At 67.4% G+C, this 23,040-nt stretch carries 21 protein-coding genes; 5 read left to right on the top strand and 16 right to left on the bottom strand.

The window, feature by feature from the left end; translation table 11 throughout:
- Positions 1 to 22 precede the first annotated feature (22 nt).
- Positions 23 to 358 carry a cupin domain-containing protein gene (locus ACGF7Y_RS25235; protein WP_040872161.1) on the top strand — a complete coding sequence of 112 codons (336 nt, stop codon included), beginning with the start codon at positions 23 to 25 and terminating at the stop codon, positions 356 to 358.
- Here the strand turns inward: ACGF7Y_RS25235 and helR are convergent.
- The 6 genes from helR to ACGF7Y_RS25205 form a co-directional block, all read right to left on the bottom strand.
- The gene (gene helR, locus ACGF7Y_RS25230) at positions 343 to 2,568 is read right to left on the bottom strand and encodes an RNA polymerase recycling motor ATPase HelR (RefSeq protein WP_393237181.1); all 2,226 of its coding nucleotides are present in this window, start codon (positions 2,566 to 2,568) and stop codon (positions 343 to 345) included. The two genes, ACGF7Y_RS25235 and helR, sit on opposite strands and share 16 nt — an antisense overlap.
- Positions 2,569 to 2,754: 186 nt before the next feature.
- On the bottom strand, positions 2,755 to 3,738 hold the full coding sequence (locus tag ACGF7Y_RS25225) for a glycine betaine ABC transporter substrate-binding protein (protein ID WP_393237178.1): 984 nt from the start codon (positions 3,736 to 3,738) through the stop codon (positions 2,755 to 2,757).
- Positions 3,735 to 4,472 (bottom strand): ABC transporter permease, encoded by a 738-nt coding sequence (locus ACGF7Y_RS25220; RefSeq protein WP_393237175.1) that lies wholly within the window; start codon positions 4,470 to 4,472, stop codon positions 3,735 to 3,737. The genes ACGF7Y_RS25225 and ACGF7Y_RS25220 overlap by 4 nt, the downstream gene beginning before the upstream one ends.
- Positions 4,469 to 5,743: an ATP-binding cassette domain-containing protein gene (locus tag ACGF7Y_RS25215; protein ID WP_393237172.1), complete on the bottom strand. Its 1,275-nt coding sequence runs from the start codon at positions 5,741 to 5,743 to the stop codon at positions 4,469 to 4,471. Before ACGF7Y_RS25215 ends, ACGF7Y_RS25220 begins: the two co-directional genes overlap by 4 nt.
- Complete coding sequence (locus tag ACGF7Y_RS25210; protein WP_393237169.1) at positions 5,740 to 6,384, bottom strand: ABC transporter permease; 645 nt, start codon at positions 6,382 to 6,384, stop codon at positions 5,740 to 5,742. Before ACGF7Y_RS25210 ends, ACGF7Y_RS25215 begins: the two co-directional genes overlap by 4 nt.
- Before the next feature lie 538 nt (positions 6,385 to 6,922).
- Positions 6,923 to 7,489, bottom strand: coding sequence for a TetR/AcrR family transcriptional regulator (locus ACGF7Y_RS25205; protein WP_393237166.1), 567 nt, complete (start codon positions 7,487 to 7,489; stop codon positions 6,923 to 6,925).
- A gap of 91 nt (positions 7,490 to 7,580) precedes the next feature.
- Between ACGF7Y_RS25205 and ACGF7Y_RS25200 the strand changes: the two genes are divergently transcribed.
- Positions 7,581 to 8,519, top strand: coding sequence for an SDR family NAD(P)-dependent oxidoreductase (locus tag ACGF7Y_RS25200; protein ID WP_393237163.1), 939 nt, complete (start codon positions 7,581 to 7,583; stop codon positions 8,517 to 8,519).
- A 45-nt stretch (positions 8,520 to 8,564) separates the two neighbouring features.
- Here the strand turns inward: ACGF7Y_RS25200 and ACGF7Y_RS25195 are convergent, their stop codons facing one another.
- The 4 genes from ACGF7Y_RS25195 to ACGF7Y_RS25180 form a co-directional block, all read right to left on the bottom strand.
- Positions 8,565 to 10,136 carry a hypothetical protein gene (locus ACGF7Y_RS25195; RefSeq protein WP_393237160.1) on the bottom strand — a complete coding sequence of 524 codons (1,572 nt, stop codon included), beginning with the start codon at positions 10,134 to 10,136 and terminating at the stop codon, positions 8,565 to 8,567.
- A gap of 555 nt (positions 10,137 to 10,691) precedes the next feature.
- Positions 10,692 to 12,467: a GMC oxidoreductase gene (locus tag ACGF7Y_RS25190; RefSeq protein ID WP_393237157.1), complete on the bottom strand. Its 1,776-nt coding sequence runs from the start codon at positions 12,465 to 12,467 to the stop codon at positions 10,692 to 10,694.
- Positions 12,460 to 13,338, bottom strand: a complete 879-nt coding sequence (locus ACGF7Y_RS25185; protein ID WP_393237154.1) for a hypothetical protein — start codon at positions 13,336 to 13,338, stop codon at positions 12,460 to 12,462. Before ACGF7Y_RS25185 ends, ACGF7Y_RS25190 begins: the two co-directional genes overlap by 8 nt.
- Before the next feature lie 164 nt (positions 13,339 to 13,502).
- Complete coding sequence (locus ACGF7Y_RS25180; protein WP_393237152.1) at positions 13,503 to 13,856, bottom strand: YrdB family protein; 354 nt, start codon at positions 13,854 to 13,856, stop codon at positions 13,503 to 13,505.
- Between the two features lie 588 nt (positions 13,857 to 14,444).
- On the opposite strand from ACGF7Y_RS25180, the gene ACGF7Y_RS25175 reads away from it, so the two are divergent.
- Together ACGF7Y_RS25175 and ACGF7Y_RS25170 are read left to right on the top strand one after the other, a co-directional pair.
- Positions 14,445 to 15,140 carry an NAD(P)-dependent oxidoreductase gene (locus ACGF7Y_RS25175; RefSeq protein ID WP_393237149.1) on the top strand — a complete coding sequence of 232 codons (696 nt, stop codon included), beginning with the start codon at positions 14,445 to 14,447 and terminating at the stop codon, positions 15,138 to 15,140.
- Positions 15,141 to 15,234: 94 nt separating this feature from the next.
- Positions 15,235 to 15,732 (top strand): hypothetical protein, encoded by a 498-nt coding sequence (locus ACGF7Y_RS25170; protein WP_393237147.1) that lies wholly within the window; start codon positions 15,235 to 15,237, stop codon positions 15,730 to 15,732.
- Positions 15,733 to 15,910: 178 nt separating this feature from the next.
- Here ACGF7Y_RS25170 and ACGF7Y_RS25165 read toward each other — a convergent pair whose 3' ends face one another.
- The 5 genes from ACGF7Y_RS25165 to ACGF7Y_RS25145 form a co-directional block, all read right to left on the bottom strand.
- Complete coding sequence (locus ACGF7Y_RS25165; protein ID WP_393237144.1) at positions 15,911 to 16,762, bottom strand: class I SAM-dependent methyltransferase; 852 nt, start codon at positions 16,760 to 16,762, stop codon at positions 15,911 to 15,913.
- A gap of 4 nt (positions 16,763 to 16,766) precedes the next feature.
- Positions 16,767 to 17,108 (bottom strand): VOC family protein, encoded by a 342-nt coding sequence (locus tag ACGF7Y_RS25160; protein WP_393237141.1) that lies wholly within the window; start codon positions 17,106 to 17,108, stop codon positions 16,767 to 16,769.
- Complete coding sequence (locus ACGF7Y_RS25155; RefSeq protein ID WP_062970169.1) at positions 17,105 to 17,278, bottom strand: CopG family transcriptional regulator; 174 nt, start codon at positions 17,276 to 17,278, stop codon at positions 17,105 to 17,107. The genes ACGF7Y_RS25160 and ACGF7Y_RS25155 overlap by 4 nt, the downstream gene beginning before the upstream one ends.
- 128 nt (positions 17,279 to 17,406) lie before the next feature.
- Entirely contained in the window at positions 17,407 to 18,882 is a 1,476-nt protein-coding gene (locus ACGF7Y_RS25150; RefSeq protein ID WP_393237138.1) for a purine-cytosine permease family protein, read from the bottom strand.
- A 298-nt stretch (positions 18,883 to 19,180) separates the two neighbouring features.
- Positions 19,181 to 21,634, bottom strand: a complete 2,454-nt coding sequence (locus ACGF7Y_RS25145) for an FHA domain-containing protein (protein ID WP_393237135.1) — start codon at positions 21,632 to 21,634, stop codon at positions 19,181 to 19,183.
- 40 nt (positions 21,635 to 21,674) lie between these two features.
- On the opposite strand from ACGF7Y_RS25145, the gene ACGF7Y_RS25140 reads away from it, so the two are divergent.
- Complete coding sequence (locus tag ACGF7Y_RS25140) at positions 21,675 to 21,884, top strand: hypothetical protein (protein WP_393237132.1); 210 nt, start codon at positions 21,675 to 21,677, stop codon at positions 21,882 to 21,884.
- A 409-nt stretch (positions 21,885 to 22,293) separates the two neighbouring features.
- Here ACGF7Y_RS25140 and ACGF7Y_RS25135 read toward each other — a convergent pair whose 3' ends face one another.
- Positions 22,294 to 22,881 (bottom strand): hypothetical protein, encoded by a 588-nt coding sequence (locus ACGF7Y_RS25135; protein ID WP_393237129.1) that lies wholly within the window; start codon positions 22,879 to 22,881, stop codon positions 22,294 to 22,296.
- Between the last annotated feature and the right edge of the window lie 159 nt (positions 22,882 to 23,040).

The following is a 23,040-nucleotide window of genomic DNA, read 5'->3' as shown; positions in this document are numbered from 1 at the left end:
CGCGCGCGGCACCGTGGGAGGCATGCATCCCGAGATCCTCGCCCAGGAGGGCTACACCTCCGTCTCCGTCACCGAATCCCCGGTTCGCGAACTCTTCCCCGGCATCCGGCTACGTCACCTCTGGAAAGGCCCCTCCGGAGCACAGGCCAACGTGCTGGAGATGGACCCGGGTACCTCGTGGCCGCGCCGCGATGTCCACGAGCCCGGCCCGGAGGAGGTCTACGTGGTCGCGGGCACGTTCAACGACGGCGCACGCGACTACCCGGCCGGGACCTTTCTGCACGCCCCGGCCGGGTCGTGGCATGTGCCCGCGACCACGACCGGCTGCACGCTGTTCGTCTTCTACCCGGAAGGGTAGGAGTGCGACAGGTCTCCGCTCGGGCGGTTGTGGCCACCCGCCGCGCCGTATTCGGCCATCCCGGTCAGGGCCTGCGGCAATGGACCCCGGTGCAGGACGCCCAGACGCTGGGTGGCGCGGGTGAGAGCGACGTAGAGCTCGGCCGCTCCGCGTGGTCCTTCGGCGAGGATCCGTTCCGGTTCCACGACCAGGACGGCGTCGTACTCCAGGCCTTTGGTCTCCGACGCCGCCACCGCGCCCGGCACATCCGGCGGCCCGATCACGACGCTGGTACCTTCGCGACCGGCTTCCTCGCGTACGAAATCCTCGATGGCCGTGGCTGATTCGTGCTCGGTGACCCGCCTGGACCACGGCAGGACGCCGCACGCGCGCACCGACTCCGGTGGTTGCACCCCTGGCGCGAACTCGGCGAGCAGCGCGGCGGCGACGGACATGATCTCGGCCGGGGTGCGGTAGTTCACCGACAGCGACCGATAGACCCAGCGGCCGGGCACGTACGGCTCGAGCATCGTGTGCCACGAGGTCGCTCCGGCGACCGACCGGCGTTGGGCGAGGTCGCCGACCACCGTGAAGGAGCGGCCGGGGCAGCGCCGCATCAGCACTCGCCAGTCCATTTCGGACAGCTCCTGGGCCTCGTCGACCACGACGTGCCGGTAGGTCCAGTCCCGGTCCGCGGCGGCGCGTTCGGCGAGTTCGCGAGTGTCGCGTTCGAGGAAGCGATCGGCCAGATCATGCCCGTAGAGCATGTCCTGGGCCAGCAGGTGGTCCTCGTCGTCCATCAGGTCCTCACGGCTGACGAGGAGGTCGAGCACACCGGCGGCGTACGCGGCCTCGGCCTGCTGTTCCCGCTCTGCCGCGCGGTCGTCCGACTTGTCGCGGCCGAGCAGATCGACCAACTCGTCGAGCAGCGGCACGTCCGATACCGTCCAGGCATCGCCGTGGGTGCGCCTCAGGGCCCCGTCGGCGCCTGCCGCCGTCAAGCGCTCCGGGGACTCGTACAGCTGCGCCAACAGAGTTTCCGGCGTCAGGATCGGCCAGAGTTCGTCTAGTGCGGCGGTGAACTGGTCGTTGTCCGCGAGTTCGGCGATGAGGTCGGCGCGCAGGTTCTCCCATGCTTCGCGCTCCTCGCGGGTCAGCCAGCCTCGGCCGATCCGGGCTATCGCTCGTTCGGTGAGCACCCAGGTGACGATGTCGCGGAACACCGCGCGGGCCTCGTTGTGCGGCTGGCCGCTCGCGCGCGCTTCCTGCCTGGCCCACTCCGCGGTCTCGGCGTCGATGCGCACCGTGACGTCGGTCAGTTCGATCGGCAGTGGCTGCTCCGGCAGCCGCTGCCGATCGGCCACCGCTGCCGCGAGCACGTCCAGGATCTGCAGCGAGCCCTTGAGCCGGGCGGCCTCCGGGGTGTCCTCTGCGGTGACGCGCAGGCCGGGCACCAGGTCGCCGGTGGTCATGAACACGACGTTCGTCTCACCCAGCGACGGAAGAACGCGGCTGATGTGATCGAGGAACGCCGGGTTGGGGCCGACCACGAGCACGCCGTTGCGTTCCATCCGCTCCCGCTGGGTGTAGAGCAGGTACGCGACGCGGTGCAGCGCCACCACCGTCTTCCCGGTGCCGGGGCCACCCTCGATCACCAGCACACCGGGGTGGTCGAGCCGGATGATCTCGTCCTGCTCGGCCTGGATCGTCGCCACGATGTCGCGCATGCCGGTACCGCGCGGCGCGTTGACCGCCGCGAGCAACGCCGCGTCGCCTCGCTCGCCACCACCGGGGCGGCCGAGCACCTCGTCGGTGAAATCGACCACTGTGCGCCCGCGAGCATGGAACTGGCGGCGTCTGCGCATGTTCTCCGGGCTGGCGGCGGTGGCGACGTAGAACGCGCGCGCGGCCGGGGCCCGCCAATCGAGCAACAGCGGTTCGTACTCGTTCTCCTCGTCGAAAATGCCGATCCGGCCGATGTAGGAGTGTTCGCCCGAGAGGGTGTCCAACCGGCCGAAACACAGCCCGTTGTCCGCCACGTCCAGCCGCTTCGCCTCCTTGGCCAGCGCGCGCACCTCGACATCACGTTCCATCGGCGTCCCGCCGGTTCCCCGCAACGCCGCGGCGTAGCGACCTCTCACCCGCGCCCGCTCGGCGTCGAGCCGCGTGTAGAGCCCGGCCACGTAGTCGCGCTCGGACCGCAATTCGTCTTCGTACCCCTGAGCCGACACAGAGCCCACCTCTTTCCGGCTCGACGATCCTGCGTAGTTCACGCGGACACTGCTTTCGTCCCGAATTTCGCTACTCCCATTTCCGCAGGTTCTGGCCACGGCCAGCGATTCTGCGGCATGACCCGGGTCTTGCCGCAAGCCCCCCGGTGCGCTATAGATTGGGAGTGGAAAGAGGTTGACCGCCTTCTACCGGATCAGCTTCTCGCTCTTCAGCCAGTCGTAAGCGACGTCGGCCGGATCCTCACCATCGATGTCGACGCGGCCGTTGAGGTCCTGCATCAGTTCGTCGGTGAGGTGCTCGGAAATCGTTCCGAGCAGAGTGCGTAACTGCGGATAGCGGTCGATGATCGCGCCGCGCACGACCGCTGTGCCGCTGTAGGGCAGGAAGAACTTCTCGTCGTCGTCGAGCACGACCAGATTCAGGTTCTTCACCCGGCCGTCGGTGGTGTAGATCATGCCGAAATTGCACGGGGCGCTCTTGGCCGTGGCCGTGTAGACGACACCGGCGTCCATCCGTGTGACGTTGCCGGACGGCACACCGTTCGGATCGTTGTAGGGGATCCCGTACTTCCGCAGCATCGGAATGAAACCGTCCGAGCGGCTGAAGAATTCGTCGTCGACGCAGAACGTCCGATCGGGGACGGGGAGCGCCGCCACGTCCGACAGGGACCGGACCTTCAGGCGTTCGGCGGTCGGCGTCGACACGCCGAACGCGTAGGTGTCGTTGAACTCGGCCGGCGGCAGCCACTCCAGGTCGTGGTCGCGCTTCTCGATGTCGTGGACGCGCTGCCAGAGTTCGTTCGGGTCCGAGATCGTCTCGGTCTGGTTGTGGTAGTTGACCCAGCCGGTGCCGGTGTACTCCCAGAGCACGTCGGCGTCACCGTTGAGCTGGGCCTGCCGAGACGAGGCGGAACCCGGCGCCCCGGTCAGGTCGGTGACCTCAGCACCCGCCGCGGCCAGGTAGGTCGCGGTGATCTTGCCCAGCAACACGCCCTCGGTGAAACTCTTCGAGGTGACCACCAGCTTCGCCCCGTCCAGCGGCCGCTCACCGTCCGGCAGGCGCGCGTCGTGGAAGGTTCCCGACGAACTCACCAGGCCGCACCCGGCGAGCATCACGGCTACGACGAGCGCGGACAGCGCCGTGACCCCCAGTGCTCGTGGCGATTTCATGAGATACCCCGTGGCGTCGCGGCCAGTTCCACAAGTCTGCCGAGCCAGTCGATGAGCAAGGCCAGGAGCCCGACCAGAACCGCGCCGGAGACGAGCAGTTTCGGCAGGAAGAGGGTGACCCCGGTCGTGATCAGCGTGCCGAGGCTGGTCGCGCCGATGAACGTGCTCAGCGTCGCGGTGCCGACCAGGATCACCAGCGCGGTGCGCACCCCGTTGAGGATTACCGGCACCGCGAGCGGCAGCTCGACCTGGAGCAGAGTCCGCGAAGCGGAATAACCGATGCCCCGCGATGCCTCGATCGTGCGCTGATCGACCTGCCGAAGCCCGACGATCGTGTTCTGCAGGATCGGCAGCACCGCGTACACGACGAGACCGACGATCGCCGTGCGGAATCCGGTGCCCAGCCAGAAGGTGAACAAGACGAGCAGGCCGACGGCAGGTGCGGCCTGGCCGACATTGGCGATATTGACGGCGATGGGCTCGAGCCGCTGAAACGCGGGCCGGGTCAGCGCGATGCCCAGCGGGATCGCGACGACCACCACGATCACCGTGGCCACGACGGTCAGCTTCACGTGCTGAAGGATCGTGGTCTGTAGGTTGGCCCAACCGAGGGACGCCTTCTCCGTCGGCGTGAACGTCGTCGAGCGATACCAGATGACGTATCCGACGCCGATGACGAGGATGATGATCGGTTCGAACCACACGTCGAGCGGGACGCGGCGCAGGCGGCTCATGACTGCCCGGCCGATCCGGGTTCGTCGTCGGCGGCGACCACCGGGGTCGGCGCCGGGTCGGTTCCGTCGACGTAGGTCGTGTAGGAGATGTCCTCCTCGTCGGCGCGCCCTTCGGCGAGCTTGTTCCGGATCACCTCCGTGACCGTGCCGATGCCGAGCGAGCCGAGGACGGCGCCGCGACCGTCGGTGACGAGCGCGGCGCCCTGGCTGGTGGCGAGCATGGCGTCGAGCGCGTCGTTGAGAGTCGAGGATCGCGCGACGACGGGCAATCGCCGATCGAGGTAGTCGGAGACCTCCGGTTTGGTCGCCAGCTCGCCGAGCGAGGGCCACGACCGCGGCCGTCCGGCCTCGTCGACGACGACGACCCAGGTGTGTCCGGCGGCCTTCGCGCGCTCGATCACGCTGTGCGCCGACTCGCCGACGCGAGCGGTGATCACCTCGTCGTAGGCGACGTCGCGCACCCGGGACACGGTCAGATACGCCAGCTTCGCGCCGGAGCCCACGAACTCCTCCACGAATGGCGTGGCCGGATCGGTGAGGATCTCCTCGGGGCTCGCGTACTGCTCCACGTGGCCCCCCTCGGACAGGATGAGCACCTTGTCGCCGAGCTTGGTTGCCTCCTCGAAGTCGTGGGTGACCAGCACGATGGTCTTACCGAGTTCGTGCTGGATCGCGATCAGGCTGTCCTGCAGGCGAACCCGGGTGATCGGGTCGACCGCGCCGAAGGGTTCGTCCATGAGCAGCACCGGCGGGTCCGCCGCGAGCGCGCGCGCGACGCCGACCCGCTGCTGCTGGCCGCCGGACATGTCCTTCGGCAGCCGGTCGGCGAAGGTGCCCGGGTCGAGACCGACCAGATCGAGCAGGTACTCGGTGCGTTCGGCGATCCGCTTCTTGTCCCACCCGAGCACCCGCGGGATGGCACCGACGTTCTTGGCGACCGTCCAATGGGGGAACAGGCCACCGGACTGGATCACATACCCGATCGACTGCCGCAGCTTGTCGGGGTCCTCCCTGGTGACGTCGCGGCCGCCGATGAAGATCCGGCCCTCGGTCGGCTCGATCAGCCGGTTGATCATCTTCAGTGTGGTCGTCTTGCCACACCCGGACGGGCCGACGAACGCGACGATCTGGCCCGCCTCGATCTCCAGGTCGAGACGCTCCACCGCAGGCTTGTGCTGGCCCTTGTAGCGCTTGACGACCGAGTCCAGCTGGATGGACGCACCGGTGACGTTGCGCTCCGGTGCGGGCTGACTGGTCACATCGTCGGTCATGACAGTCCCTTTGCGATCGTGAGGCGTCCGAGCAGGACGAGGAGCGCGTCGAACACCAGCGCGATGATGACGATGAGGATGGTGCCGGTCAGCGCCATCTCCAGGGCGTTCGCGCCGCCGAGGCGGGAAAGGCCGTTGAAGATCAGCGATCCGAGGCCCGGTCCGAGGACATAGGCGACGATGGCGGCGACACCCACGATCATCTGGGTGGACACCCTGATGCCGGTGAGGATCACCGGCCAGGCGATCGGCAATTCGACAGTCAGCAGAATGCGCCATCGCGAAAAGCCGATCCCGCGCGCGGATTCGACGACCGAGGCCGGCACCGACCGTAAACCCACGATCGCGTTGCCGATCACCGGCAACGCCGCGAAGAACGCGAGCATCACGAAGGACGGGACCACACCCAGTCCGAATGGGACCAGCAGGATCGCCAGCAGCGCCAGCGATGGGATCGTCAGGGCCACCCGGCTTGAGGTCAGCGAAAGCGCGGACAACAGCGGGAGCCGATATACGGCCACCGCGACAAGGACGGCGACGATCGTTCCGACCAAGACCGTCTGGAACGCCAAGGAGGCATGTTGATACGTGAGGAACGCAAGAACTTCGCCCCGCCCTCGGATGTAGTTCCATAGATTCACGGGATTCCCATCGTCAGCCGAAGATCAGGCCGTACCTGTCTGCGATCGGTCGTCCGGGGGCGCGAGCCGTCAAAGAGTAATCGATGCCGCGCGTTCGATTCCCGACGGCGCGCGGAAGACGAATCGCGGGATAACACGGTCATTCATCACAGCGCCTTTCGCTCGAACCCGACGATCGGCTCAGAGAAAACCACGCTCACCCCGTCCCGGCCAGCATTACGGTCACCCGGATCGAAATAGGCGACTTCAGCGAAAAACCATGCGGGGGCTCGGTGCAGTGTCCGGGCTGCCGGGGTTGGTGCCGAAGACGTGGCGGGTGACCCCGGCCTGCGGATTCCAGGCGGGGGAGGTGGGCGCGCACGGGATCGTCTCCGGGCGCGACGACGCGCGCGGTGCGTCGGCGGTCGCAGAAATCCGCGCCAGGGGCGGGTGTTGCTCGCTTCATTCGACGCGGGAGCGGGAGAGGCCCGTCGGCTCGGGAGCGGGTCGGCGTCCGTGGCGGAGTGAGCACCCGGTGCTGCCCGCGTGCGGTCGGGGCTCAGGGGCGAGGACGTAAGCCGTCGACGAGCAGGTCGAGCAGGCGGCCCGCCTGTTCCCGGCGTTCCGCGTTCTCGGTGGCGAGCGAGACGCCGCTGAGGCCGACGAGCACGTCGTCGGGTGCGACGTCCGACCGCAGCGTTCCGGCCGACGCTCCGGCACGGAGCAGGGTGGTGACCGCGGCGGTCAGGCGGTCGCGACTTTCGGAGAACGGGTTGCCACCGGAGGCGATGAGTGCGCGCAGGGCGTCGCCCATCCCGCGTTTGGCGGTCATGTAGTCGACGAAACGGTCCATCCACGTGCGCAACGCCTGGTCCGGCGGGAGGGCGGTCAAGAGATCGTCGACCGAATCGCACAGCCGAGCGAGTTCGTTGCGGTAGGCGGCGTCGATGAGCGCCTCGCGGGTGGGGAAGTGGCGGTACAGCGTGCCGATGCCGACGCCCGCTTCTCTGGCGATGGCTTCGAGCGTGACCTCCGGTCCCTCGTGGGAGAAGGCGCGCACGGCGACCTCGAGCAACCGGTCTCGGTTGCGTCGCGCGTCGGCGCGTAGCGGGCGTGTGGATGTCATCGAGTCCTCCCGGGAACAAAGCGGAGGCTCCTCCGGTTACAGGGAGTACCGGAGTGTCCTCCGGTTCGAGTCTACCGAGATGGGACCTGTCATGACCGACCGAATCATCACCCCGTTCACCGCCGAATCGACCGCCGCGGAGGTGATCGCGGGGATCGACCTCACCGGGCGGCGGGCCATCGTCACCGGCGGCTCGTCCGGAATCGGCATCGAGACCGCGCGGGCGTTGGCCGGGGCCGGTGCCGAGGTGACCCTCGCCGTCCGCAACCTCGAAGCGGGGCGACGCACCGCGGCCGACATCGCCGGCACCACCGGTAACGAGCGAGTGCTGGTCGCTTCGCTCGATCTGTCCGATCAGGCGTCCGTCGCGGCGTTCGTGGCCGGATGGGATGGACCGCTGCACATGCTGATCAACAACGCCGGTGTGATGGCCGCGCCGCTGACGCGCACACCGCAGGGCTGGGAGATGCAGTTCGCCACCAACCACCTCGGCCACTTCGCGCTGGCCACCGGCCTGCACGGGGCCCTGGCCGCGGCGGGCGGTGCGCGCGTCGTGTCGGTGAGTTCCAGTGCGCATCATCGGTCACCGGTCGTCTTCGACGACATCCACTTCGAGCGCCGCCCCTATGATCCGTGGTCTGCCTACGGGCAGTCCAAGACGGCCAACGTGCTGTTCGCCGTGGAAGCGACCCGGCGATGGGCCGAAGACGGCATCACGGTCAACGCGCTGATGCCCGGCGGAATCCGCACCAATCTGCAGCGCCATGTGTCCGACGAGGAACTCGCGCGGCTCCGAGCCGCCGCAGGCGGGGCGCGCATGATGTGGAAGACGCCGGAGCAGGGCGCGGCCACATCCGTTCTGGTCGCGACGTCGCCCTTGCTCGATGGTGTCGGGGGGCGCTACTTCGAAGACTGCGGCGAAGCCGAGGTCGGCGTGCTCAGCGCCCGCAACGGGGTCGCCGCGTACGCGCTCGATCCCGACGCCGCCGCCCGGCTGTGGCGGGTATCGAGCGAGATGCTGTCCGCCTGAGGGCGCGCCTTCGGCGGGCTGAATTCCGCGGCAGGGCGCTGGGGATCAGGGCCGATCGACGCGTTCGAGGGCGAAGCGGGCCAGATTGGTGGAGATGATCTCCGGTTGCCCGCCGGATTGTCTCGCGGCGGCCGTGAGCACGTCGATGTGGTGGTAGCCGGGGGCGGTCACCGTCTCGCCGTGACCACGCGCCCCGGCCGCGACGACGACCCCGGCGCCGCCGATCAGGTTGATCGTCGGATTGGCGAAGATGCCGGCCGGGTGCGTGCGGTGGCGCGTGAGCTCGGGTGCCTGCGACTGGAAGACGTCGAACGCGAGTCTCATCGGGAAATACCACTCGGTGAAGTCCAGCGGTTGCGCCGCCAGGCTGCGCGAGAGATCCGCGATGTCGGTGACCTCATGGGTGGCGTCGGTGAACGGCACGCCGTGGCGGTCCGCCGCGCCCGCGGCCACGGCCGGGTCGTCGTAGTCGCGCCAGGTGTAGAGGGGGCCGTTCGGCTGATCCGGGATGGCTTTGCGATCCGGGCCGAACAACATGCCGGTGAGGCCACGCAGTGCGGGTACCGCGGCGACGTCACCGGGAAGCGGGAAGTCCTTGTCCACTACGGTGCCGCCGTCGAAGAAGCCGAATCCGGCTTGCAGCAGCGCCAGCGGCTGAGAGTTGGCGTCGAGGAACGCTCCGAGCGCGGCGGCATTGGTGATCCGGAAGTCGCGCACCGACGGCGAGCCGGTGGCCGCGGCGGCCACATTCCGCGACATCAGGACGCGGTAGGTGGCTTCCTGGTTGAGGCTGCTGGGAACGTAAGCCGCCAGGTCGGATTCGGTGTCGGGCGCGAGATACGCGGCCAGTCCCGCGATGCCGAGCAGGTTCATCGTCTCCGGATTGATGACCGCGGGCAAGGCCAGTACGCGGGGAATCGCACCGCCGTCGAGCGCGGCCTCGGCCGCGGCGGAGCCGATGCCGCCGACGGAGAGGTCCAGGATGTCGGGGATGCCGTTGAGGGCGGACAGCGAGGTGTCTATCGAGGAGTCGAGGGCGAAATAACCGGCGCACTGGTCGGCGCCCGCGACACCGCCGAAATCCCATTCGGCGAAGAACGCGGTGAGCACTCCGCCCAGGGAATGGCCACCGCACAGCGTCTTTCGCTTGCGCGATTCCGGATCCGGCAGTTCGGCGGTGAGCAGATCGTATTGGTCCTGCACCGTTTGCGCCACGCCGACCCGACCGAGCCACCCGAGCCGCTCGTTCGGCACCACGCCGCCGAAGTGGCGGCCGTCGATATCGGCGCCGCGATAGTAGTAGTCGATCGCGAGGTGCACGTCGCGCGATGCGAGACCGGCCCGCATGCCGAGATGGTCCTCCAGGCAGTTGGAGCGACGATCCAACGCCCAGAACTCCAGATGCCTGCCCTGCTTCGCCGCCGCGGCAACGGTATTGCGCGCGACGCTGTCGAACGCGCCCGCGCCTTCGAAGATCCCCGGTTGCGCCACCAGAACGGCGTCGGCGTCCGCCGAGCGGGCCGGGCCCGCGGCATCCCGGTAGCGCAGATACGACAGCCGGTCGCAGGCGGCTGGATGCGGCCCGACCGACTCCGGCAAGGGAATTCGCAGAGTCACAACCGATTCCGCCACGGTTGTGATCGGCGATGAGGAAGCGACCGCTGTCTCGGTACGCTCCGGCCCGTTCGGCTGCGCCGTCGCACTCGGCGCCGCGACCGCGACGACCAGCGCGGTGGTCACCATGCCGGATTTCAGGAAACGCAGAACACCGTCACGATGTCTGCCGAACCGACCGTGGTTCGTCAACGATTGTGCCGACATCGACGACCTCTCGTCACGACAGCGGAGCAGCTGTGTCACCGGCACATTCCATGTCGGCGCGATGAAAGATAAGACGACCCCCACCGCCTGTCAACGTCGGTCGGAGCGCCTACGAAACCTCCCAAAACGCTGACGGTCAGCTCTGTGGCACAACCCATATGCGTCGAGGCCGAGCAGTCGCCTCGCGGACTTGTCGTTCGCCCGGATCAGCGTCGCCGGTGAACCCCGGCTCGTCGCCCGCTTCCCCGACTGGTTCGCCTGCGTGCCCCGGCCTCGGGAAGTCTGTGCCCGCCGAACCGTGCCACGGCAGACCCGGTCTGACAGCGCATCCATCCGACTAGGTCGGATGTCTCACAGCCCCAGCTGGGCCATGCGCGCCGTGATGCGCGGATCGGTGGTGACGACGGGGGACTCCTTGTCGACCCAGGTGTCACCGCCGAAGTAGATACCGAAGATCTTCTCGGCGGTCCGGGTGGCGAGCGCCTGGCTGGACAGGGTCGGGTTCGGGCCGCCGAGGGCGTTGGGGAGCGCGGAATTGTCCGCGATGAACAGCCGCTGGACCCGGCGGGCCTGCCCGTCGGGGTCGAGCACCGAGTTGGCGGGGGAGGCGCCCATCCGCATCGAGGAGTGCACGTGCAGCAGCAGTGGCGCCCAGTCCATCCGGAAAACCTTTCTGGCGCCGGCCGCCCGCATGATCTCCGCCGCGCGTGCGGCCATGAACTCCCGGTTCGCGATGGTCTGCGGCTTGCGCTGCCGCCGTGCCACATCGAGCTTGGCGGGCGCGCCGTTCTCGTCGGCGGGAAACAGCGACAGGGTGACCCGGTTGCGGGGCTCGACGTGGTCGTCGGTGAGAACCAGGAAGTTGAGCAGGTGGTCGATCCCGTCGGTCAGCAATTCGATCAGTTCCTCGCCGATCAGGCGGCCCGCGCGCCCGTCCCATGGGCCCGACGGCCCGCGACCGTTGTCGTACACGCCCCGAATCCCGCTGTCGGACAGGCACATCGTGAAAGCCTGGATCGCCGGCGTGAGGCCGACGTTCTCGATGCCGCCGTGACCGGGGAAGTCGATGCGGGCCGAAGAGTTGGCTCCCTTGGAGTTACCGGTGTACTCGTCGAAACTGCCGATGACCCAGTCGAGAAAGTGGTCGGTGTGCCCGCGGCCCACCCAGTCGTTGGGGTTGGGCAGTCCGCTGTCGAGCCACAGTCGTGGGCTCTGGGTCGTTCCGCCCGCCAGCACCACTACCCGAGCTTCCTCGGTGAACTCCGCGCCGCTGCTGTTCTCCCGCCAGCTGACGCCCGTCGCGACCACCGCACCGCCGCGCTCCTCCCAGTTGATGGTCCGCACGAACGAATCGGCGCGCAGCTCGACCGGCCTGCCGCCGGGCCGCACCGCGTCGGCCGCCAAGCCCAGCGGCACATAGCTGTTGTCGGTCGAGCGTTTGGCGAACAAGTTGCGTGGGGCGTGGACCGGCTCGTAACAGCCTTGGAAGCAATGCCCGCAGAAGGTGCAGCCGGTGGCGGCCGGATAGGTCAGCAGATCGGTGCGGTCGCTGCGCCCTGCGTTGCCACCCGGTTGCAGGATGGCGTTCTGTTGCGGCCGGAAGGAGGCCTCGGTGGTCGTGCGCGACGTCTGCACCGGGAGGCCGACGTTCTCGCAGCCACGGAACGTGAGACTCTCCTTCGTCCCCATCGCCGCCGTCTGCACGGGCAGCGTCGTCTCCACCCACTCCAGATACGGCACGAACTCCTCGTAGCCGAACGGAAATTCGTGCGCACGATCATAGGCGGCCGCGTCCGGGCCCGAATAACCCTGGAAGACGCCGGGAAACGGCCGTGGGCAATTGCCGAAATAGTGAGCGGTGGTGCCTCCGACACCGGACAGTTCCCATACGAACAGATTGTTCGCCCACTCCCGGAACCAAGCCGGTTTGCCGCGATCCTGCGGACCGAACCGCAAGAAGCCGTCGTTGGGGTTGTTCGCGTCGTTCTCCGCGTGCGACCACTGCTCGCGCGGTGCGGCATGACGCGGCCCCGCCTCCAGCATCAGCACGTCCAGCCCGCGCCCGGCCAGCTCCGCGGCGACCACGGGACCACCGCCACCGGCCCCGATCACGATGACATCACGCATATGCCGGCACCTCCGTGCGGCCCTGGTAGTAGCCGATCAGATCCGGATGACCCTCGACCAACCCGTCCGGCCGGTAACCGGTGAGGTCCCACGACGGCGGGCGGCCCGCGACGTCGCGCGTCACCGGATCGAACATCTCCAGCTCCGAGTACACCCCGAAGGCCGTGCCCTCCAGCAGAATTCCGCCCGCGAACCGGAGGAAGCCGGTGCCCGAGCCACGCAACGGCCCCGGCAGACCGCCATCGATGAGGGAGACCAGCTCCGGCAGCGGCCGCTCGACCAACTCGATCACCCGGCACTTGTCGCGCAGGCTCAACCGGGCGAACGGGGAACCGAGCGGCCCGACCAGGGAGCCGGGCGCCACCAGCAGTGCGCCGAAGGTCAGTACCAGCGCGACCAGCACCGACAACGGCAGCGTCCGATCGGAGTAGACGTACCCGAGCGCCTGGTCGATGGTCCGGCCCTGCTCGGGAGACACCCCCAGCAGCAGCGGTGCCGGAATGCCCAGATCGTTCAATCCCGCCGCGAGCGCCGAGACCAGCGGCCTGGTCAGCTGGTCACCCATGGCCAGGTAGCGATCGAACAGTTCCACCATGAACTCGCCGCCACCCACCTCGATCGGCCCCGGCCCCGGCCGCGGCGTGCCCTGCACCCGCGACCACTCGTCCGGCCCAGGGAACACCATCACGCATACGGCGCGAACCGTGTCCAAGATGAAGGCGTCGATTGCGGCGAACGGTCCGGCCGGCTGTGCCTGCGCCTCGGTGGGCACCGGCGCCGACCCCACACTCGCGGCGGCGGCGAAACCTGCCGCGTACGCGAGGAAATCGCGACGATCGAAAATTGTCGGGGCGATTCTCTCGTCCGGCATCCTGGCCCCCTGCGCCCGAAGTCCGAATAATTGTTGGTGGCGACGATATCGACGTGATGCACGCCACTCGTAGCGATTCGTGGAATATGTTCCACCATCCAAATCGAGGAGCGGACGAATTGTGAAGTGGACCAGATATTTCGGCCGTGGCCCGGCCTTCGGGACTACACCTGGTTCCATGCCAGGCGCAGGACGCCGTTGACGAGATAGCAGGCGAACAGGATGGCGGCCGGCGGTAGGGACGTGACGCCGTAGAGCGTCACCGCACCGGCGCCGAACCACGCCAGTTCGAAGAGCATCCGAGCTGGGCCGTGCAGCGGGAAGGTGGCATTGCTCCCGCCGCCGGCTGCGAACAGCCCCCACAGCACCCCCAGGAGCACCGGCGCGCCGATGCCTGCCGCCACCTTGATCGGCCACTGCGCATTCGCGGTGAAACCCCAGTATCCGGCACTCGCCAGCACGCTCAGTTCCAAGAAGAACATCAGAACGGCATTGAGCGCCTTGACAGTGCTGAACATAGCTACCTCCAGTGACTACCGCTCTTTCTAGAGAGCGATGCTCTCACCTGGTAGGCGGCGGGTCAAGCGGCGGTCGTGTCCGAGCCGAGCACATGGTCGGCAGACGAAATCCGCGATGGCCTTCGGTTTCGCCCGGGTCGACGACCATTCCTCGACAGAGCTACTGGCCACCCACGGCATCCGCCCCACTACCGGTGTGGATTCGGGGCCTGCACCTGGTCCATGCCGACACGATGAGCGCCTAGGGGTTACCCGGGCTGTCCGACCAGCCTGTGTCGGACGCGGCGCCGATCCATGCCGGGGCCCGCCCGGTCATCGGAATTATGCGGCTACGCGCCGATCGCCCTTCGCCGCCGCTGTGCGGAGGGTGTTGCCGGTGACGCACGTCATACGACCGCCCTGTTACTTGGGCGCTGTCGCAGGCGTCTAGTGGTCGTCCAGTTACTCGGAAAGGCTGACGTGTAGCCAGTAGAGGTGGGCCGGAGGTATATGGCTCGCCGACGAACTAGTGGCGCAGACGCTCGGCGCGCTGCCCGCAGTTTCCTGGACGTTTGCAATAAGTGTGGAAACCAGGAAAGGACAGTCGTCATGCGTATCACGGTCTTCGGAGCCAATGGTCCCACCGGCCGCCTGCTCACCGGACAGGCGCTGGCCGCCGGTCATCGGGTCACCGCGGTCACCCGGCAGCCGGATTCCTTTCCGCTGCGGCATGATCGGCTCGAGGTGGCCGGTGCCGACGTGCTCGATCCGGCGGCCGTCGACGCCGTAGTGGCCGGGCGGGACGCGGTGCTGTCGACACTCGGAGTGCCCGCGGGGAAAGAACCGATCACCACCTATTCGCGTGGTGTGGCCAACATGGTCGCCGCGATGGATCGGCACCGGGTACGCCGGCTGGCCGTGGTCAGCTCGAGCGGGGTCGAGCCGCACCCGTACTCCGACGGGGGGTTCCTCTTCAACCGGATACTGCTGCCCTACGTGACGCGGGTGCTGGGCAAGACGCTGTACGACGACATGCGGCGGATGGAAGCGCTGGTCCGCGCCAGCGGTCTGGACTGGACGATCGTGCGCCCGAGCGGCCTCTACCACCTGCCGTCGGTCACCGACTACACCATCGTGGACGGCCACGCCGACAGCAGGTTCACTGCCCGTGCGGACCTGGCCGCGAGCATGCTGGCCCTGCTGGACGACGACCGTTACCTCCGGGCCACCGTCAGCGTCGTCACCACTGTCGACAACCCCACCTTGCTCCAGTGGATCCGCGGCGAAGCACTCGCCACCAGATGAATGATTCGGCCCTGCTCGCCGACGCGCGATGCGGAACTCGACATGATGATCGGCGCGATCCGCGCTCGCATACGACGAGTCTAAGGTCGTGATCATGAACACACGTACATTCCTCGGCACGGCCGCCGCGGCTGTGGCGGTCACGCTGACCGGCACCGCTGTGGCCTCCGCGACGCCGGACGTGAACAATCCCAACCTGATCGAGGCCGACCCGGCGGATTTCATGGTCGGTGACACGGTGTACTTCTCCGGGTGGCTCGGGGCCTCCAACTGTGCCATCCATCCGAACGGTGATGTGGGCTGCGACCTTTCGCCCGGCCATACGCTGTGGGGCATCGTCCCTATCTCCGATGTCGCGATCGACATCCCGTTCCTTCCCGCGCATCCGACCTTCGGATCGGCCGGCGCACACGGTCGTCCGGGCAGCCGGTGGATCACCGACGTGCAGCGTCCGGAGGGGAAGGTGTATCAGGGCACCCGCATCAGTTACGCGGGCGTCACCTGCATCGGGGGCCTGCCGAAAGGCGCCGGCGTGACCTGTGTCGCCAAGGGGCACAGCTTCACCGACGGGGCGCAAGTCGAGATCAGCTGATCACAGCACCCGCAGGCGAACTCGAACCGCGCGGTGGAATTCGAGGCCGTCGCTCGGTGCGGGACATCGCGCCGTTCACGTCGGATCGGTCGGATCGGAGTTCGAGAACTCATCGGGAGCTGTGAAACGCCGACTCGAACTCCGATCCGATGCGGTTCATGGGGTCGGTCGGTGCCGATCAAGTCGTCGCGATGACGATCTGCTCCGACTCGGCCGGCCGCAGGCCGTCGGTCCGGTCGGCGAAGTAGCGGGTGGTCAGCTCGGCGGACGAGATGTGGCGGGCGGCTGCGAAGCCGGCGTCTTCGGCCAGTTCCACCAATTCCTCGGGCCGGAAGAAGCTGAGGAACGGGGTGCCGGACCGGCGGGCGCCCTCTTCGGCGAACCGGCGTAGTCGCTGCTCGTCGGCGTCGACGAGTTCGAGTGGCAGCAGGAATGTCGTGGCCAGAGTGGAACCCGCCGCGAGCTGCGAAAGTTGTCGCAACGTCGCGATGTTCGCCTCGCGGGTGAGGTACATCGAGACGCCGGCGGAGGCGACCAGCGCCGGGCGAGTGGGGTCGAAGCCGGCCTCGGTCAGCCGCCGCCACCACGCGTCCATCTCGAAATCGACCGGTACCAGCCGCAGCCACGGCGGAATGTCGAAGCCGAGTTCGGTGAGACGCTGCCGTTTCCACGCCTGGGGTCCGGGCTGATCGACCTCGAACACGGTGAACCGTGCGGCGAGGTCGGGCCTGCGCTGGGCGAAGGTGTCCAGCCCCGCGCCGAGCACGACGTACTGATCTACCCCGCGCTCGGCTTGCTCGGCGAGGAGATCCTCCAGGAAGCGGGCGCGGGACACGATGCCCGCGCGCATCGGTGCGGTGGTCCGCGGATCCATGTCCGGGCGGTGCCGCCAGCCCTCCTCGGGCGCGGCCAGGCGCAGGCCGGTGAGATCGTCGAACACGTGCGGGGGCGGGTCGTCGAGGACGTGCAGGGCACGCCACAGTGCCACCCGGACGGCGGTGCTGTCCGGCGTGAGCGTCTCGTGTGCCATTGCCTCACTCCCCGCCCGGCGCCTGCAGGCTCCACAGTCGCCCGTCCGGGTCGCGGACAGTCATCTCCTGGGTGCCGTAGTGGGTCGGTTCGAAGCCGGTGACGATCTCCACGCCGTCGCCCGGAGATTCCTGCGAACTCGGAACCTTCAGCACCAGTTGGGTGCGCGATTGCTGCGTCGGCGGGACCTCGGCGACGAAAACGTACGGCCCGTCGCCGTTGCGGAACCGGCCGGAGTGGTGATCGGTCTCGAACTCCACGGCGAAACCCAATCCCTGCAGGAACTTCGCCATCCTGCCCCAGTTGTGGGTCTCCAGGAATACGGCCTCGATGCCCTCGGTCGTCATTGTCGATCCTCTCCAGACGGTGACTGCGGGTGCTCGTCGGCGAGGTAGGCGCGCAGTGCGTCGGTGACCAGCGCCGACAACGACATCTCCGACTCGATCGCCCGGTACTTGACCTGCTTGATCAACTCGACCGGCAGATAGACGTTGAACTGCTTCACTTCCTCGCCCATGGAGCAATGCTAGCAAGCTAGCATGCTAGCAACAACTCGGTCGACCGGGCGCACAGCGCCGGGGACGCTGCGGTCGCACGACGGTCGGGCCTGGATCCGGAGGGATGAGGGCTCGACGACGGTCGCGTCTACGCACTCACGCGGACCGGCTCGGTTTCCCGGCTCTCGCCGAGGGGCGGCTCGGCGACCGGGCGCACTCGATGCAGCGCCGCGTATCCCAGCGCGGCAAGGACGAGGGCGACGAAGATGCCGAGGTTGCTGCTGCCGAGGCCGCTCGCTCGGGCGGCGGGGGTGAACAGATATCCGAGAAGCGGGCCGATGTGTGGATCGGGGGAAGTGATCAGCCCGAACCCGACGATCACAGCCACGCAGAGACAGCCGATCCCTGCGTGGTTCACCCCGCCGTAGCCGCCGACCGGACTGAACAGCGCTGTCCGGTCGTATCCGACACGCCGGCGCTGCCAGAGGTCGACCACGAAGATCCCGGACCAGGCCGCCATGACGACCGCCGTGGTGGTCAGAAAGGCTTGGAACGGGGCGAAGAAGCCCGGAGCGGCGAAAACGACATACCCGCCGGCGCAGGCGATCAGAACCGCGTCGATCAGCACGGTGTAGTGCCGAGGCATCCGCACACCCAAGGTCTGCAGCGCGAGCCCTGAGGAGTACAGGCCGATGGTGGAGCCGGACACGAAGCCGACCAACGCCAGGATCAGGTACGGCACCAGGAACCAAGTGGGCAGATGTGCCGACAAGGCGCTGATCGGATCGGTCTCGGCCAGTGCCGCGACGTCCGGATCGCCCGCCGCCAGTAGCGTCCCGAATCCCATCAGCACTACCGCGGGTGCGGTGCCGCCGAAGGTGACCCATCCCACCAGCGCGCGTTTGCTGGTCTCGCGAGGCAGATACCTGGTGTAGTCGGCCGCGCAGTTGACCCAGCTGAGACCGAGCAAGCTGGCGATCAGCAGGACTCCGCCCGCGAATGTGCCCAGGCCGCCGTGGCCGTGGGTGGCGAACGAGATCCTGGGCAGAGTCAGCGCGATGTAGACGACGGTGAGGGCGGTGAAGGTCAGTGCGAACCACTTCTGGATCCGCAGAATCACGTGACAGCCGTAGATTCCGAGCACCGTGCTCACCACGATGACGGTGAGGAGAGTGAAGACCATCAGCGGCCTGGTATCCGCCGCCGGAGCGAGTCGACGCATCACGGTGCGAGCGGCGAGCGTCGCCAGGACGGCCGAGAAGGTCTCCCATCCGACCAGCGCCAGATAACTGATCGCGGTCGGGACCTTGTTGCCATGGAATCCGAACGCCGCCCGACCGGCCACCATGGTCGCGGCCCCGCCCTGCTGTCCGGCCAACGACACCAGGGCCAGCAGCAGGAAGGAAAGGACCGCACCGATCGCCGCGGCCAGGGCGGCCAGATGCCAGTCGAGACCGAGCGCCGTCACGTACGGACCGAACGAAACCAAGAGTACATTGCAGCTGGTACCGGCCCACGGCCAGAAAAGGGTCCTGGGTTTGCCTCGGCGCTCTTCATCGGCGACCCACTCGGTGCCCTTGCGCTCGAAAGACCAGTCGGAAGGTTTCGCCGAAGCCGCCACCATGTCGATATCCATTCGTCGAGGGCGGCGAACGAGCCGTTCACGCGCACCTGGATAACGTGCCGTTATATAACGGCTCAGTGTAAGCGTGAAACCTGCGGTGCGGAACCTTCGATGACGAGACAAGTTTTCGGCCACCTGATCGCCTGCAAACTGTGGTTGCGCAGGCAAGGCTGGGCGATATCCAGCTGTAGGCGACTTCGATCCATGCGCGGGTCGCGTCCCTGCGCTTCTCATGACCTACATGATGGCCCAATGAATGACGGTGTGATGCGGCTAGGTGGCGTTCCTGGCCGCGACGTCAAAGCCTCGGGCGGCGGGCGCCGCGGCGACGCGGGCGCAACTGGTACAGGCGGTACCACGCCAGAGCGAGGAATACGGCCCCCAGACCGGCCACGACTCCCATATCGACGAGCCAGGTGCCCAGGGTGTGCTTCCACAGCGGGTCGGGTGCGCCCGTGTGCGGTGAGAGGGTGTCGAGGTCGAGGGTGGCGGCTCCCGCGCCGAATCCCCAGCGGGACGGCGCGATGTAGGCCAGTTGCTCCAGAACGGGTGTGCCGGGCAGTCGCACCAGCCCGCCGGTGAGCACCAGCTGTGCCATCGAGAGCACGATCAGCAGCGGCAGTGTCTTCTCCGAGGTGTCCACCACCACCGACACCAGCAGGCCCAGAGCCAGCGACGCGATGCCGAGCAGCGCCATCGCGAGGATCAGCTCCAGCTCGACGGAGGTGAAAAGCCCTTTCGGCGGCATGCTCACGCCGATCGTGCCGACCAATACCAGCACCGCCGCCTGCAAGGTGGTGATCACCCCGAGGACCAGCAGTTTCGACATCAGATATACCCCCGCCGACAAACCCGCGGCGCGTTCTCTGCGGTAGATCGTCTGCTCCTTGACGATCTCGCGAATCGAGTTGCCGGTGCCCACGAAGCATGCGGCGAAGGACAAGACCATGAGCTTGGTCGGGGCATCGACGTTGGTTCCCGGCGCCCCGATGAATCCCTCGCCCGACGGCACCGCGGCGATCAAGCCGCCCAGCAGTACGGGCATCACACCGAGTAGTGCCAAATAGCTGCGATCCGAGGCGATCACCGCCAGATATCGCCTGCACAACGTACTGAGCTGGCTGAACTTGGACTGTGGCGCGGGCGGTGGCGCGGGTGCGTGCACTTCCGCCGCGCCGACATCGTCGGTCGGTGCGACCGCCGCGTACTGCTCGAAGCGCGGCGAAGCCTGGAATTCACCGGCCCAGTCGTGGTCCTCATCGCGGTCGAATGCCTGGAAGACCTCGGCCCAGGTGCGCTTCCTGAACTGCTGCAAACCCTCGGCGGGCGGTCCGTAATAGGCCAGTTTGCCGCCGGGCACCAAGACCAGCAGACGGTCACACGAATCGAGGTTCGCCACGCTGTGTGTGACGACGATGACCGTCCGCCCGTCGTGTGCCAGCTCGGACAGCATTTCCATGACCGTCTTGTCCAGCCCGGGGTCCAGACCGGAGGTCGGTTCGTCGAGGAACAACAGCGACGGTTTGGTCAGCAACTCGAGCGCGACGCTCACCCGTTTGCGCTGCCCACCCGAGAGCTTGTCGATGCGGGTGTCCGCGTGCCGTGCCAGGCCCAGTTCTTCGAGCACCTCGTCGACCCGCTGCTCGCGCTCCTCGCGTCCCGTGTCACCGGGGAAGCGCAGCTCGGCCGCGTAGAGCAGCGCGCGCCGCGTCGGAAGCTGGTTGTGCAGGATGTCCTCCTGCGGGACCAGTCCGATCCGGTGCCGGAGCTCGTCGTAATCGGTGTACAGGTCGCGTCCGTCGTAGCGGACCGTCCCTTCCGTCGCGGGCCGCAATCCGGTGACCGCGCCGAGCAGCGTCGACTTGCCCGCCCCGCTCGGCCCGATGACCCCGACGAGCGAGCGCTGCGGGATGGGGAACCCTACCCCGTCCAGGAGCACTTTGCCTTCCGGTGTCCGCACCGTGAGGTTCTGCACCGAAACCGACACCTCGCCGGTGTCGACGGACTCGCGCAGCTCGTCGCCGACCAGCCGGAAGGTGGTATGCCCCAAACCGATCGAATCGAAGTCGGCGAGGTCCGCGGTCTCGACTCGGGAGCCGTTGACATAGGTGCCGTTGTGGCTGTCGAGGTCGACGATCTGGTACTTACCCGCGCCGATCGTGCGCAACTCGGCGTGATGGCGGGAGACCATGAGATCGGGGGTGACGATGTCGTTGTCGGCGGCCCGCCCGATCCGGAGCGTGGGCTCGGTGATCCGCACGACTGCGGTGGGGTGAACAGTCGGAGGCGAAACTCGCCGGGGGAGACCGGGAAGGAACTTCGTGACCGTGGCTTCGTCGTCGAGGTCGTAGCCGGGATCGGAGACGAGCATCGTGTCTCCACCGGCCTCACCACCGGCCTCGGTGGCGGGTCGCCCATCTTGTCCTTCCAAGGAACAGGCCAACTGCTCGCCGTCGACGGCGTGACCCAGCTGGAACGTCTCGTCGTGGTCGATCACCATCTCCTCGACGCGGTGACCGTCGAAAAACGTTCCGTTCAGACTGCCCGCGTCCTCGATTTTCCAACCTTCCGCATCCCGTTCCAGAACGGCATGCAAGGTAGATACGCGCGGATCGGTGACGACGACGTCGGCCTCTGGATCCCGGCCGACATTATATGCGCCCCCGGCGCGTAGCCGATAGACGCGTTCCCTGGTCTGCACCACGAGAACCGGCGCATCGGGAAACTCGGTGGAGGACGATTCATCCGCCATATTTCGAGTATACGACCTGGCCGTACTACCACCGCAAGAGTTGTTCATCGCCGAGACGCCAGGGCGAGATCGGCCGCATCGGGCATCGTCCGTGCTACTGGGCTATCCCATCGGACCCGGTTCGAACAGCGAATACCCACCGGACGAGCCGAAGAGCTACCACATCCGTGCCCGTGTGAACCCGGCGGACGATCTGGCGGGTTTTCGTCACTCGGCGATATTCGGCGAAGATGACATCGCGCGGGTCTGAAATGCCGACGGGTGCTGAAAGATACGGCTTCGCTGCGAAGGATAGAAGCCAACTCGAACCATCGGGAATTTCGGAACATTGTGCTGCGAGCAGTTCTGCTGCGATAACTCGTCCTGTCGGATGCTTCGAAAGAGATATCACGCCGCGTACGTCCTCGAATTCGTCGACGCATCACCCGCTGACGCCGATCGACGATTTTCGGGTCGAACAAGGAATTCGTGTCCCGGGGGCACTTCGATCTCGGCCGGATCGAACTCCGGTGAGCACCGTTTCAAGCAAAATCCTTGCGGAGGTGTCTGATACAGCCGGATCGAGATCAGCTCCACTGACGGTCAGATGTCTGCTGTCGCCGTCACGGTAGCAAGTTGCGCAGGCCCTTCATGCGGGAGTCGGTGTCACCGAGCGTCGGTTAGCCGGCGAACGGGGGCAGGGCCGCGAATTCCGGGGCCAGCCGGGCGGTCGGGACGGTGTGTGCGATCCAGCGGCGGGCACGGCTGAGTGGATGGTCGGGAAATTTCGCGTCCCATCGGATGTCGTCGGCCACGTTGAACGGCAGCCGCCCCCGCACCTCGGGCGCGTAGGGATGCGGCGGATACATGTTGTCGAAACCTATCTCCGTCGCGAGCACGGCTTCGCGCACACCGGTGGTGTCCGCCTCGGGACAAAGGATCTGTAGCACCGCGCTGCTGTCGGCCTTCGGGACGATCACGGACGCGGCGAACACCAAGCCTTGCGGTTGGTTCGGCAACGGCAGCTTCTCCATTCGCAACAGCGCGGGCTGAGCGTCCAGCCACACCACGAAAGCCTCGATCAGGCAGCCGTTCTCGGCGCTGCGCTCGGCCAGGCGACGACGCAGAGTGGTCAGGTCCTCGAGCGGCGCGGGCAGGTCCGGGACGAGGCCGAAGTACGTCACGTTCACCGTGTCACCGGTCCGGGGATCGCGCCAGGTCGCGTTGTCGACCTGCCGCATCCGACCGGTGTCGAACGAAATGGGCACCGGGTCAGAGTATCCGCGACCGGCAGGTACAGGCGTGCGAGCCGGTGATAGGGTGGCCGCGTGCTCATCGAGGTCGACAGACTGTAGCCGCCTGTTCGAAGGCGGCGTCTCCGGGTCGGGCGTTCATCACTCCGATGAACCGCCGAGTCGCGCGTGCAC

The organism is Nocardia sp. NPDC047654 (assembly GCF_043205035.1).
Taxonomy (GTDB): Bacteria; Actinomycetota; Actinomycetes; order Mycobacteriales; family Mycobacteriaceae; genus Nocardia.
Note: the sequence above shows the minus strand (reverse complement) of the source record. Positions and strands in the feature narration are given on the sequence as shown.